Source organism: Sorangium sp. So ce302, assembly GCF_051530145.1.
In the GTDB taxonomy this organism is placed as follows: domain Bacteria; phylum Myxococcota_A; class Polyangia; order Polyangiales; family Polyangiaceae; genus Sorangium; species Sorangium cellulosum_B.
Map to the genome: position 1 here is coordinate 8,010,138 of NZ_CP150326.1, position 12,595 is coordinate 8,022,732.

Consider the following 12,595-nt stretch of genomic DNA (forward strand, 5'->3'; position numbering starts at 1 on the left):
GGCGATTCATTGATAGAGCGTTCGCTCTAACATTGAGGGGGTCGAACGATGCCCATGATACCGCGCGCGCATCTCGGCAAGAACGGCCCGCTCGTCGGCGCGCTGGGCCTCGGCTGCGGCGGCATGTCGCCCGGCCACGGCGCCGGCAGCGACGCCGAGAGCGTCGCCACGATCCAGGCGGCGCTCGACGCAGGGATGAGCCTCCTCAACACCGCCGATTTCTACGGCATGGGGCACAACGAGGCGCTCATCGGACGCGCCATCGAAGGCCGGCGCGACCGGGCCTTCGTGAGCGTGAAGTTCGGCATGCTGCGGTCCCCGGGCGGGAAGTTCCTTGGGATGGACGGCCGCCCGGCCACGGTGAAGACGTTCGCGGCCTACTCGCTCCAGCGCCTCGGCGTCGACGAGATCGACCTCTACCAGCCCGGGCGGCCCGATCCCGACGTGCCCTTCGAGGAGACGATCGGCGCCATCGCCGACCTCGTGCGCGAGGGCAAAGTCCGTCACGTCGGCGTGTCCGAGGTCGGCGTGGAGCTCCTGCGCCGCGCGCACGCCGTGCACCCCATCACCGCGCTCGAGATCGAGTACTCGCTCGCGTGCCGCTTCATCGAAGCAGAGATCTTGCCGGCCGCGCGCGAGCTCGGGATCGGCATCGTCGCCTACCGCGTTCTCGCCGACGGGCTGCTCAGCGGCGCGACGGCGCCGAGCCCTGGCGCGCACTTCGTGGCGCCGCGGATGGAAGGACACGCGCTGGAGCAGAATGTCCGCGCCGCTCGCCCGCTCGTCGAGCTGGCCGCCCGGAAGCGCTGCACGCCAGCCCAGCTGGCCATCGCGTGGCTGCGCGCGCGCGGCGACGACATCGTGCCGCTCGTCGGCATCCGCCGGCGCGCGCGGCTCGACGAGAACCTCTCGGCGCTCGACGTGCGCGTCTCCCCGGACGAGCTCGCGCAGCTCGACGCTGCGTTCGCGCCGGGCGCGATCGTCGGCGATCGGTACCCCTCGTTCGTCATGAAGTACGCGGCGCGCTGAGCGACCCGGGTCGCGACCCCACGCCGGACACCCAGACGGAACTCCTGGCCGCGCCGGGAGAGCGTGATCGACGCCATCGGTGAGGGGGTCGACCAGAGCCGGGTCGGTCAGCGGGTCTGGCTGTTCATGGCCGCCGCCGGGCGGCCCACCGGCACCGCCGCTGAGTTCACCGTCGTGCCCGCCGAGCGGGCCGTGCCGCTGCCCGAAGAGGCCAGCTTCGACGTCGGCGCCTCGCTCGGCGTCCCCGCGCTCACCGCGCACCGCGCGCTCACCGTCGCCGAGGACGGACCGCGCCGCCTGCGGCCCGGGGCGCTCGACGGCAGGGTGGTGCTCGCCGCGGGCGGGGCCGGGGCGGTCGGGCACGCGGTGATCCAGCTCGCCCGATGGGCGGGCGCCACCGTGATCAGCACGATCAGCGGCCCGGAGAAGGCCCGGCTGGCCACCGCCGCCGGCGCCCACCACGTGATCAACTACCGCGAGGGCGACCCGGCCGCCGAGATCCGCAAGATCGCCCCGAATGGCGTCGACATCGTCGCCGAGGTGGCGCTCGGCGCGAACCTCGCGCTGGACCTGGCCGTGCTGCGGGCGCGCGGCACGATCGCGACCTACGCCAACGACGGTGGCAAGCCGGTCGAGCTGGACGTGCTGCGGACCATGGTGCTGAACGCACGCTTCCAGTTCCTGGCGCTCTACACGGCCGGTCCGGAGGCGCGCGCCGCGGCGGTCGAGGACGTCGCCGCCGCCGTCCGCGCCGGCGCCCTGCCGGTCGGCGAGGAGCACGGCCTGCCGCTGGTCCGCTTTCCGCTCGACCGCACCGCCGACGCGCACAGGGCCGTGGAGAGCGGCGCGGTCGGCAAGGTCCTGGTGGACGTCACGTCGTGACGTTCCACCGTGACCGCCCGCGAACCGCCATGGGCGTGGGTCACCCGCCCTGCTTGCCGGCGCGCCCGCGGCGTGCCTTGATCGCGCGCGTGACGACGGGGTTCTTCGAGGCGCGTGGCTTTCGTTTCCGGCTCGATCGCGAGGGCGCCGAGGTGAGCGGGGCGCCGACGCGCGCGGTCCAGGCCACCATCGAGCCCGACGAGGCGAGCCTCGACGGTGACGAGCCGCTGGCCGAGCTCCTTGGCCGCCGGCTGTCGGCGCTGCTCGGCGCGCCGGTGAGCGACGAGGAGGGGATCTTCGACCTGGCGGTCGAGCGCGACGGGGCCGTTGTCGCGGCCGTACAGCTCTCGTGCGGCGAGGACGACGAGGACGTGCTCGAGCTGCTCGGCGAGCGGTCGTCCTCGCTCCCGGTGCGCGCGCTGGTCGAGGCGCTTGTCGAGGCGCTGCGGGGCCCCGGATGACGGCGCGCGCGGCGCGCCAGCACGCCGTGTCGGCTGAGGTGAAGCCTATCGAGGACGGGTTCCTCGTTCCGCCCGGACATCCTGGGGCGGGTGAGGTCACGCCGAGCCGCTTCGTCATGCTGCCGGTCCCTGGTGTCGAGCACAGCCCTCAGTTCTTTCGCTACAGCGCCGCGCTCCAGGGCGACCCCCGTACCTCGGAGCTCTTCGTCCTGATCGCCACCCCTGGAGGTGATCCGTCAGCCGCCTCTCGAGCGCTCCCCCACCTCGAGCGCGCATTCCCGTCCGCGACTGTCGCTCTGCTGCTCGATGCTCGTACCGGCTGGGCTCGCGCCAGGGTCTCTGCGCTCAAGGACGGAGGCCGCAAGGAGCTTGCTGCCGGCTGCGTGGCCGCAGTCCTCGCCGGTGCGAGCTGGGACGAGTCCGACCCCATCCTCGTGGAGCTGGACGAGGCGCACTTTGCCGTGAGCCTCGTCCATCACGTTGACCTCTGGGATGCGGTCATCGATACCTACCCCATCGACGCCGCCCCGCCGTGACCGGCCCGGGGCCCGCCTGACCGGGGCCGGGCTCGAGGACCGCAGCCTGCCGGTCAGACGTCGACGAGGACGTCGAACCCGCCGTAGATCATCCGCTTTGCGTCGAAGGGCGCAGCCTCGTCCATCTTCATGAGCGGGTCCTCCATTACCTTCTTGTTGCCCTCGTCCCGCACCTCCTTCGAGGGCCAGACGATCCACGAGAAGACGACGACCTCGCCTTCCTCCGCCTTCACCGCGCCCTTGAAGTCGGTGATCTTGCCGTCGGGCACGTCATCGCCCCAGCACTCGACGACGTGAATCGCCCCGTGCTTCTTGAACACCGCCGCGGCCTTCTCGGCCAGATCGCGATAAGCCTGCTTCTTGCCCGCGGGCACGGGCACAACGAAACCGTCGACGTAGCTCATCGTTGTTCTCCTCTCGTTCGGCCCCGTTCCAGACGGACCGCCGCCGCGACCCGCGCGGCGGCGTGCCGACCAGCTCGGGGACCGGGGTGATGCCCCACGCGATCGGCGAAGGCAACTTCGCTGCAAGGCCGCCTGGCGGCCGCGCGCGAGGGCTCACGGCGCTCGATCCGGCCGGAAAGCGCGCTCGGCGCGACGGGCCTGCCGGACGATCACCCAGGGCGAGGCAGCGCGCGCTCGCGGGCGCGCCACGCGGCCGGGGCCACGCCGTGGCGGCGGCGGAAGAGGCGGCTGAACTGGCTGGCGTCGGCATAACCGACCCGCTCGGCGATGATCTCGACGAGCTCGTCCGTGTCGCGCAGGCGACGCCGCGCCTCGGCGAGGCGGCCCTCGAGGATCCACGCCACCACGGAGCGGCCCGTCGACCGCTTCACCGCGGTCGTGACGTAGGCGGGGGATCGGTGCACCGCGCGGGCCACCTCACCGAGGGTCAGCGGTCCCAGACAGCGCGCCTCGATCACGGCGAGCGCCTCGGCCACGATCGAGGGGGCCTCGGGGGGAGCTGCGTCGCGCGGGGCGGCGCGCACGATCTCGGCGAGCAGGAGCCCGAGCAGGCTCTCGGCCACGACGGGCAGCATGCCCGAGGACCGCGACAGCTCGCGCTCGAGCTCCTCGAGCAGGCCGAGCACGTGGGGCTGCCTGCTGGTCGGCAGCTCGACGACCGGGAAAGCCCCGCGCCGGACGCGGTCGAGCGGGGCGAGCAGCTCCTGAAAACGATCCTGAGGGAGGCACGAGCGACAGAAGGCCACGCCGCGCAGATCCACCTTGCTCGCCGTGAGCCACCGGTGGGCATCACCGGCCGGGATGAGGTGGACCTGGCCAGCCGTGAGCTCCAGCTCGCCGCGGTGCTCCACCCGCATCCGGCCGCCGAGGTGAAAGGCGAGGACCGAATAGGTGTGCACGGCGGCGCGCTGTATCGAGCAGATCTCCGGCGCGCGGCAGGCATGTACGTGGATCGCGCCGGTCTCGAGGGCGTCGATTGTAAGCTGCGACTCCATGACCACCGTCGCAGGGTAACACGCGTTGATGGGGCAGGCTTCCGGACCGGCCTGGCCAGGCCAGGCCCTCGAGGCTCCCTCGGTCCGGCAGGCGACGCGGTGTCACACAGCGGCGGCACCCAGCGCGCATCGGCGACCTGAACCCCACGAACACGCACACCATGGCAATCGGATCGAGCACGGCTGAGCTCCCTTGACAGCTGGGGACCGATTCGTTTGTTCTGAAAACTGCGAGGTCACCTGGGGGTCCTCTTCGCGGCGCGCCGCAACCTCGCGCGGACGCCCGAATCACCGTGATCTAGATCAAACATGATGGCTGCGCGCTCGGATTGGGCGCGCGTCCCTCGACCGGCGCGATCACGACACCGTGTTCGCTCCGGGCGACGCTCCCCTGTCAGACTCACTATCAGGGAGGGTTTATGAATCACATGTTCAATTCGCATCAAGGCGTGTTCATGGCCTGTCTCTTCCTCCTTATCCCGCTGCTGGGGGCCGCGGGTTGCGCGGGGCAGGAGGAGTGGGACACAGGCGAGCTCGTCGCGGTCGCCGCCCAGGCGTACCGGGTCCAGAGCGGCGAGCAGCTCTTCGAGAGAGCGACCTTCGGCGGCAACGGGCGCCGCTGCGTGACCTGCCACAGCGAGGAGACCGGCACGATCTCCCCGGCGGACGTGCAGGCGCGGTACGCGGCCAACCCGAACGATCCCCTCTTCCGCCCGATCGACAGCGACGACGGCGTCGGCGACAGCTACACGCGGCTCCTCAACGAGGCCACGATCCGCTTCGAGTTCCCGCTGCCCCCGAACGTCTGGATCTACGACGACCCCGCGGCAACGAGCGTGACCGTCTTCCGAGGCGTCCCCTCCGTCAAGAACTCGCCCGCGCTCGATCCGCTCATCACGTTCGATGCCCGTGAGCCCGACCTCGAGACGCAGGCCGCGAACGCGATCCTGGCGCACTTCGAGCCGACGGTCACGCCCACGCGGCGGCAGCTCGAGAAGATCGCCGACTACGAGCGGACGCTGTTCAGCTCGCGAGAGCTGCGCCGTTATGCGCACGGCGGGCCTGAGCCCGAGCTGCCTCGCGGCCACACGCGGTCCGAGAAGCGCGGGCGCAAGCACTTTCTCCCGAACGGAGTCTGCGGCCAGTGCCACAGCGGGCCCATGCTGAACACGAGCAGCGAGCAGTTCCCCTTCGGGGCGTTCACCAGGATCACCGGCGTGCTGACCGGCTTCTCGGGCGAGGTCCTCGGCACCTCGGAGGTGCGGCCGACGCCGAACCCGATGCGTCGCTACGCCATGGCGTGCCCGTCGGACGGGAGCGGCCTCCTCTGCTCCGATCCGGATCTGTACTTCCCGCTCATCGCCGTCTACCAGCCGAGGCTCGAGAACGGCGTCCTCTCGATGCTGGCCGCCGATCCGGGCTCCGCTCTCGTTCTTGGCACCCTGGACGTCCTGGGGGACGGCAAGACGACCTCCCTCTGGGGCATCAACGAGACGGCGCCCTATTTCCACGACAACTCGGCCCCTACGCTGGAGGATCTCGTCCACCACTACAAGCTGGCCTTCGAGGCCGCGCCGATCCTGGCCGCCCCGATCCTCGGGGGGCGCTCGACCCTGACCGCCCAGGAAGAGGCGGACATGGTCGCCTATCTCAAGCTCCTCTGAGCGGAGGGCCCCTCCACCGTGCGGGCCGGGGGCCTCCCTCGGCCCCGCGGCCCGCACGGAAAACAGAGCCCGCGTTGAGCGGAAGCCCCACGAGCGGGCACACAGGGCACGGCGCTCGACCTCCACGCGTTCGACGCCGCCGGCGCCCTGATCACGACCACCGAGATCTCGCGCCGTTCAACGGCCCTCCGGCGATCGCGAGGTCCACGGACGATCGACGATCGCGTCCTTCGGGCGGGGCTCCTCCCCGCCAAGCTCACCGCGTCTCATCAGACGTTCGTGGCCGTGCCCTGGAGCCCGCACGGGGTGAATGACGCAGGGCGGCTCCGTTCAGGGGCAGCGCGGCAATAGAGCAGCACTCGCCCCACGCCGCGTCATTGCGCGTGGCGGCGCGGACGTACAGCGCGACAGCTCCGCCATCACCAAGCTGGACATGCCGAGTCGTCGCCGGCCTTCCGTTCTGGCCGCTGCGAACCGCGGCCACGGCCGGTGGGCGGCGGCCTGCTCGCGGAGCTCGCGCGAGAGGCTGCGGGCGCGCATGGGTGAACATCCATGGGTTCCCTCATGCCTTTGACGAAAAGCGCACTTGGGTGAACATCAAAATGTTCTCGCATGCCTTTGATGAAAAATTAGAGCGTCAATCACAGAAAAAAATGAGAGCCCTCACCGACACATCATTGCACCACATCCTCTCGACATGAGAGGATGTGGTGCGCGGGGAGCAGGGCAGCCACCGAACGTCGCGTGTCGGTCGCAAAAGACGCCCTTGCTGCTTCCGTCTGGGTTCTTTGATCTGGAACATAACAACACCGCCACGATGTGGCTCCCGGAGCTGGCCGACGGCAACGCCGCGACGTGGCCGCCATCGCGTCCCGCGCCAGCTCGACCGCGCCATCCACGCTCGGCTCCCCGCGCAGGGCGGAATAAGCCGTGTTCGCCGCGGCCGCCGCGATGTCGTTCTGCCACGCCTCCCGGAACACCGGGCTCCTGAGCGCCACGCGCTCGTGCCCGCTCGCGGGGTCGCGAAGGACCGTGAGATGCACGCGGCCCGCGGCGTCCTTGCGGGCGTCTCGACGGGCCTTCTTTCCTGACGCGGGGCGCGGCTTGCCTTTCCTCTGACTCATGGTGGCCGGTTCCTGGAGGGTGATTGCCGCCCGAACGCTCGAAGAAACGGTAGTTTATCACCCCGTCGAACCGTCCACCAGCCCTCCTACGCGTTAACCAAGCTTCCCGCCGCGTTCTCCCATATCCGAACGTTCACGTTCACGTTTACGTTGGTGCCCGACCGTTATGGACGACTCCCTGAGATGCCTCGCTGTTCGAGAATGGTCAGGTCCCGCAGAACGTGTATTGCACGCGCTCGTCCAGCTGCGGGGGCTCGCTCAGATGCGCGCTCTCCGGCTGATCGTCGTACGGTCGCTCGAGCACCCGCACCAGCGTCTCGAACGGCTCGAAGTCGTCACGCAGAACGGCCGCCTGGATGAGCGCCTCGATCCGGTGATTGCGCGGGATGAACGCCGGGTTGACGAGCCGCATCGCGCTCGCGCGCGCCTCCGACGTGGCCTCCTCCCGGGCGAGCCGCCGGCGCCACGACTCGGCCCAGTCGCGGAAGGCGCCGGGCTCCGCGAACAGGGCGGCCACCTGCGCGTCGGCCGCTGGATCGGCCGCTGACGCGCACAGCCGGCGAAAGAAGACCGTGTAATCGACGCCGTTCGACGCGAGCCGCTCCAGCAGATCCGCGGCGAGCGCGAGATCTCCCTCCTCCTCGCGCGCGAGCCCCAGCTTGGCCCGCAGGACGCGCGCGTGGGCCGCGACGAAGAGCGCGGAGAAGCGCTCCACGCGCTCGGTCGCCAGACGGACGGCCTCCTCCTCGCGCTCGGCCAGGAGCGGCAGGAGCGCCTCGGCGAGCCGCGCCATGTTCCACTGCGCGATGCGCGGCTGGTTCCCGAAGGCGTAACGGCCGCCCCGATCGATCGAGCTGAACTTCTTCGCGGGATCATACTCGTCGAGGAACGCGCACGGCCCGTAATCGATGGTCTCCCCGGAGATCGACGTGTTGTCGGTGTTCATCACGCCGTGCACGAAGCCGACGCCGAGCCAGCGCGCGACAAGGGACGCCTGCGCGTCGACGACGCGCTCGAGCAGCGCCAGTGCGTCGTTGCCGCTGCCCACCGCCTCGGGGTAATGCCGGGAGAGCGCATACGAGGCGAGCGTGGCCAGCGCCTCGCGGTCGTCCCGCGCGGCGAAGAACTGGAACGTGCCCACGCGGATGTGGCTCGCGGCCACGCGCGTGAGCACCGCACCGGGGAGCACCTCCTCGCGATAGACCGGCTCGCCCGTCGTGACCGCGGCGAGCGCGCGCGTCGTCGGCACGCCGAGCGCCGCCATGGCCTCGCTCACGACGTACTCGCGCAGCACCGGCCCGAGCGCCGCGCGCCCGTCTCCGCCCCGCGAGAACGGCGTCCGCCCCGCGCCCTTGAGCTGGAGGTCGCGCCGCTTGCCGTCCCTGCCCACGACCTCGCCGAGCAGGATGGCCCGCCCGTCCCCGAGCTGACTGACGAAGCTGCCGAACTGGTGCCCCGCGTACGCGAGCGCTATCGGCTCCGCGCCCTCGGCCAGCGCGTTGCCCGCGAGCACCTCCGCCCCCTCCGCCGAGGCGAGCTGCTCCGCGTCGAGCCCGAGCACCTCCGCGAGCGCGCGGTTCACCTTCACGACGCGCGGCGCGCGGACCCGCGCGGGGGAGACGCGCGCGTGGAAGCGGTCGGGAAGGCGGGCGTAGGTGTTGTCGAACGGGAGCTTCATCGGCGAACCTTACGCGCGGAGGTGCCGCCGCTCAAGCCGCCGGAAGAGCCCGCCGCCGGGCCACGCCACGGCGCCGCGGGAGCGAGGGACGCTCGGCTGTTCGCGCGAAGGCGAGCGAACAGGCTCCTCGCCCTGCCGTATTCCCTCCTCAGTTCCCGATGACGCGCAGGCGGAAAGAGTCCGTCTGGGTGAGATCGGCGAGCAGATCGAGGATGGTATAGCCGTCGACAAGCAGGTTGACGCTGAGCCCGTGAACGTCACACTTGTCGCTCCCGTTTGGCTCCCGTCCAGTGGCAAAGGCGACCCACCGCTCGGCATAATGGCGCATGGCGGCCGGATCAGCGGCGAGCTCGTTCATCAGCTCGATGGGTGACGTGATCGTCTTGACGTTGTCGGCGCCAAAGGTGACGTCAGCGGTCCCGTCGATGGCGCCGCCGAGCGGATCGATGGTCTGCACCTTGCCGACGGCGTCGTACCTCTCGAGCACGAAGCCCGGCGGGTTGATGTACGTGCCGTGGCATCCGGCGCACCCCGCCGGGGAGGTCATGGACTCGATGGCCTCACGCTCCGTGGAGAACGGGCCCGGAGGCCACGGCGTCTCGCTCGCGCTGGGCACGGGTGCCAGGTCGATCCCGAGCAGCCTGTTGGCGACGAACGCGCCCCGAAGGATCGGGCTCGTGGCGCCATAACGCGAGTAGGAGCTCAAGAACCCGACGCGGGTCAAGAACCCAGGCCGCTCGTTCGGATCGAGCTCCACCCGCGTCAGATCCGCGCCGTAATCCGCCGCATCGAGCCCATAGAGCGCAGCGGTGTCCTGATTGACGTAACCGACGTTGCTCAGGAAGAGGTCCTTGAACGACCCCCCCTCGAACGCCACCTCCTCGAAGAGGGCATCCATCTCTGCCATCATCGGAGCCACCACGTCCGGGGAGTGGTCGGGGAAGCGGGTCGTGTCGTGCTCGACCGCTCCCCAGCGCGACCCCGGGCGAATGTCCGCATAAGCACGATGGAACCGGGCCACGACCGGCGCCGTCTTTTCGCGGTCCTGGATCATCCGCTGCGCCTGCGCCAGGATCTGCTCCCTGGTGGCGAGCTGGCCAGCGTCGGCCGCGGCGTCCAGGATGTCATCTGGAATGGAATCCCAGAGCAGGACCGAGAGCCTCGCCGCCACCTCGTGGCTGGAGAGCTTGATCGCGCTTCCTTCGGGCTCCTGCGCCAGCTCAGGGCGCATGATGAACGAGGGCGAAGCGAGGAAGGCAAAGAGAATGGCCTCGGCGATCTCTTCGGGCGTGCCCTGGGGCTCCACCGCGGTGAGCCGCAGGAAGCTCTGCACCTCTTCTTCGAGCAGAGGACGGCGGAAAGCCTTGCGACCAAAGGTGGTAATCGTCTCTTCCAGGCACTCGGACGCCGCCGGATCGCAGGTGAGGAACCTCGGTTTGTTCGGCCCGCCCATCACCTCGGCGGCGAGGTGCTCGGCGGCCGCGAGATAGCCGTTCCATGCGGGCTCTGTCATGTCCCCGTCGAAGTCGGGGACGAGGAGCGAAGACGGCGGGAGGTTGCCGGCGCTCTCCAGCATCGTCACGCCGAGCAGATCCCGCACCACCGCGTCGTACTGCCGGTTGAGCAGGCGCGGGATCTGGGACGTCGCCGGGATGCCGGGCACGCAGGAATCCCCCCCTCCGACGCCTGATCCCCCCCCGACGCCGGCGGTGGTGCCGCTGCTGCCGCCGCTCTGATCGTCGCGGTCGGTGCCCTTGCCCAGGATCGTGATCCCGCACCCGGGGGCGACGAGCGAGAGCGCCGCGAAGCAGCAGAGCGAGGATACGGCGCGCCAGAGCCTCATGACAAAGCCTCCCGGCGTACAATCCCCGGGGGGCTTCCCCGCGATCACAATTTCGTCGCGCACGTCGGCCCGGCGCCCGCTTCGATGCGGCCAGCGTGGGGCCTGCTCGGGCGCGCTTCGAGGGAGCGCCGCGTCACGCCGAGCGCCGCGCCCCGTCGCCGCCCGGCGTCGTGGCGTATTCCCTCCTCAGTTTCCGCGGACGCGCAGACGGAACGAATCTGTCTGGGTAAGATCGGCGAGCAGGTCGAGAATTGTGTAACCGTCGGCAGACAGCTTGGCGTCGAGCTCATCGACGTCGCAGATGTCGTTCGGGTTCGGCTGCCGCCCGGTGGCGAAGGTGACCCACCGCTCGGCATAGTGGTGCTTGGCCGCCCGGGCAGCGGCGAGCTCGTTCATCAGCTCGATCGGTGTCTCGATCGTCTCGGTGATGTCCATGCCGAAGTGGACGTCGGCGGTTCCATCGATGGGGCCGCCGAGCGGATCGGTGGTCTGCACCTTGCCGACGGCGTCGTACCTCTCGAGCACGAAGCCCGGCGGATTGATGTAAGGGCCGTGGCACCCGGCGCACATCGCCGGGGAGGTCAGCGCCTCGACGCGCTGGCGTTGCGTGGTGGTTTCGCCCGGAGGGGGCAAAGGCTCCACGGCAAGCGGGGGCACCAGGCTGATCCCGAGCAGCCTCGAGATGAACGCGCCCCGGAGGATCGGGCTCGTGGCGGCGTAGGACGAGTAGGAGCTCAAGAACCCGACGCGGGTCAAGAACCCCGGCCGCTCGGTCGGGTCGAGCTCCACCCGCGTCAGCTCCGCGCCGAAATTCGCTGGATCGAGCCCATAGAGCGCCGCGGTGTCCTCGTTGACGAAGGCGACGTTGCTCAGGAAGAGGTCCTCGAAGGACCCCCCTTCGAACGCCACCTCCTCGAAGAGGGCGTCCATCTCCGCCATCATGGGAGCGACCGCGTCCGGGGAAAACTCGGGGTACACGGTCGTGTCGTGATCGTGGACTCCCCAGTGCGAGCCCTGGCGAATCTCCGCATAATCACGATGGAAGGCGACGACGACCGGCGCCGTCTTCTCGCGGATCCGGATCATCCGCTGCGCCTGCGCCAGGATCTGCTCCCTGGTGGCGAGCTGGCCAGCGTCGGCCGCGGCGTTCAGGATGTCATCTGGAACGGAGTCCCAGAGCAGGAACGAGAGCCTCGCCGCCACTTCGTGGCTGGAGAGCTTGACGGCGCTTCCCTCTGGCTCCTCCGCCAGCTCGGGGCGCAGGAGGAACGAGGGCGAGGCGAGGAAGGTGAAGAGGATGGCCTCGGCGATCTCGTCGGGCGTGCCCTGGGGCTCCACCGCGGTGAGCCGCAGGAAGCTCTGCACCTCTTCTTCGAGCAGAGGACGACGGAAGGCCTTGCGACCGAAGTCGATGATCGTCTCTTCGAGGCACCCGGACGCCGCCGGATCGCAGCTGACGAACCTGGACCTGTTCGGCCCGGCGATCACCTCGGCGGCGATCTGCTCGGCGACCGCGAGATAGGCGTTCCATGCGACATCTGTCATGTCCCCCTCGAAGTCGGGGGCGAGCAGCGTCGACGGCGGGCCGTTGCCGGCGCTCGCCAGCGCCGTCACGCCGAGCAGATCGCGCACCGCCGCGTCATATTCCCGGTTGAGAAGGCGCGGGATCTGGGACGTCGCCGGGACGCCGGGGAAACAGGGATCCCCCCCGCCGCTGCCTGGGCCCTCCCCGACGCTGACCGTGGTGCCGTGGCCAACGCCGCCGCCGCCGTCTCCATCGCCACCGCCGGTGTCGTCACCCACGATCGTGATCTCGCACCCGGCGACGAGGAGCGAGAGCACCGAGAAGAAGCCGAGTGAAGGTACGGCTTTCAAAGGTCTCATGACAGAGCCTCCCGCCGTAGCAATCTCCGAGGCTC

10 protein-coding genes are annotated in these 12,595 nt (G+C 70.1%); 5 read left to right on the plus strand and 5 right to left on the minus strand.

The genetic code is table 11. From position 1 onward, the window contains the following. Window positions 1–48 precede the first annotated feature (48 nt). The 4 genes from WME73_RS30260 (at window position 49) to WME73_RS30275 (ending at window position 2,908) form a co-directional block, all read left to right on the plus strand. The gene (locus tag WME73_RS30260) at window positions 49–1,029 is read left to right on the plus strand and encodes an aldo/keto reductase (protein ID WP_437911802.1); all 981 of its coding nucleotides are present in this window, start codon (window positions 49–51) and stop codon (window positions 1,027–1,029) included. A 63-nt stretch (window positions 1,030–1,092) separates the two neighbouring features. Next, window positions 1,093–1,911: a zinc-binding dehydrogenase gene (locus WME73_RS30265; protein ID WP_437911803.1), complete on the plus strand. Its 819-nt coding sequence runs from the start codon at window positions 1,093–1,095 to the stop codon at window positions 1,909–1,911. 89 nt (window positions 1,912–2,000) lie between these two features. Continuing rightward, window positions 2,001–2,372: a hypothetical protein gene (locus WME73_RS30270; RefSeq protein ID WP_437739866.1), complete on the plus strand. Its 372-nt coding sequence runs from the start codon at window positions 2,001–2,003 to the stop codon at window positions 2,370–2,372. Window positions 2,373–2,410: 38 nt separating this feature from the next. Continuing rightward, window positions 2,411–2,908, plus strand: coding sequence for a hypothetical protein (locus tag WME73_RS30275; RefSeq protein WP_437911804.1), 498 nt, complete (start codon window positions 2,411–2,413; stop codon window positions 2,906–2,908). Window positions 2,909–2,961: 53 nt separating this feature from the next. On the opposite strand, the gene WME73_RS30280 is transcribed toward WME73_RS30275, so the two are convergent. Further along, window positions 2,962–3,312: a DUF1428 domain-containing protein gene (locus WME73_RS30280; protein WP_437911805.1), complete on the minus strand. Its 351-nt coding sequence runs from the start codon at window positions 3,310–3,312 to the stop codon at window positions 2,962–2,964. A 209-nt stretch (window positions 3,313–3,521) separates the two neighbouring features. Next, complete coding sequence (locus WME73_RS30285) at window positions 3,522–4,367, minus strand: helix-turn-helix domain-containing protein (protein WP_437739869.1); 846 nt, start codon at window positions 4,365–4,367, stop codon at window positions 3,522–3,524. Window positions 4,368–4,786: 419 nt separating this feature from the next. Between WME73_RS30285 and WME73_RS30290 the strand changes: the two genes are divergently transcribed. Beyond that, on the plus strand, window positions 4,787–6,031 hold the full coding sequence (locus WME73_RS30290) for a hypothetical protein (RefSeq protein ID WP_437911806.1): 1,245 nt from the start codon (window positions 4,787–4,789) through the stop codon (window positions 6,029–6,031). A 1,329-nt stretch (window positions 6,032–7,360) separates the two neighbouring features. Here the strand turns inward: WME73_RS30290 and WME73_RS30295 are convergent. The 3 genes from WME73_RS30295 to WME73_RS30305 all read right to left on the minus strand — a co-directional run bounded on the left by WME73_RS30295 (window position 7,361) and on the right by WME73_RS30305 (window position 12,560). Further along, the gene (locus tag WME73_RS30295; RefSeq protein ID WP_437911807.1) at window positions 7,361–8,833 is read right to left on the minus strand and encodes a protein adenylyltransferase SelO; all 1,473 of its coding nucleotides are present in this window, start codon (window positions 8,831–8,833) and stop codon (window positions 7,361–7,363) included. A 148-nt stretch (window positions 8,834–8,981) separates the two neighbouring features. Continuing rightward, window positions 8,982–10,676, minus strand: a complete 1,695-nt coding sequence (locus WME73_RS30300; RefSeq protein ID WP_437911808.1) for a DUF1592 domain-containing protein — start codon at window positions 10,674–10,676, stop codon at window positions 8,982–8,984. 186 nt (window positions 10,677–10,862) lie between these two features. After that, window positions 10,863–12,560, minus strand: a complete 1,698-nt coding sequence (locus WME73_RS30305) for a DUF1592 domain-containing protein (protein WP_437911809.1) — start codon at window positions 12,558–12,560, stop codon at window positions 10,863–10,865. Window positions 12,561–12,595 lie beyond the last annotated feature (35 nt).

Coding starts and splice junctions, on each gene's coding strand:
- WME73_RS30280 (WP_437911805.1), bottom strand. CDS start 3,312: ATGAGCTACGTCGACGGTTTCGTTGTGCCCGTGCCCGCGGGCAAGAAG.
- WME73_RS30305 (WP_437911809.1), bottom strand. CDS start 12,560: ATGAGACCTTTGAAAGCCGTACCTTCACTCGGCTTCTTCTCGGTGCTC.
- WME73_RS30260 (WP_437911802.1), top strand. CDS start 49: ATGCCCATGATACCGCGCGCGCATCTCGGCAAGAACGGCCCGCTCGTC.
- WME73_RS30290 (WP_437911806.1), top strand. CDS start 4,787: ATGAATCACATGTTCAATTCGCATCAAGGCGTGTTCATGGCCTGTCTC.
- WME73_RS30300 (WP_437911808.1), bottom strand. CDS start 10,676: ATGAGGCTCTGGCGCGCCGTATCCTCGCTCTGCTGCTTCGCGGCGCTC.
- WME73_RS30285 (WP_437739869.1), bottom strand. CDS start 4,367: ATGGAGTCGCAGCTTACAATCGACGCCCTCGAGACCGGCGCGATCCAC.
- WME73_RS30295 (WP_437911807.1), bottom strand. CDS start 8,833: ATGAAGCTCCCGTTCGACAACACCTACGCCCGCCTTCCCGACCGCTTC.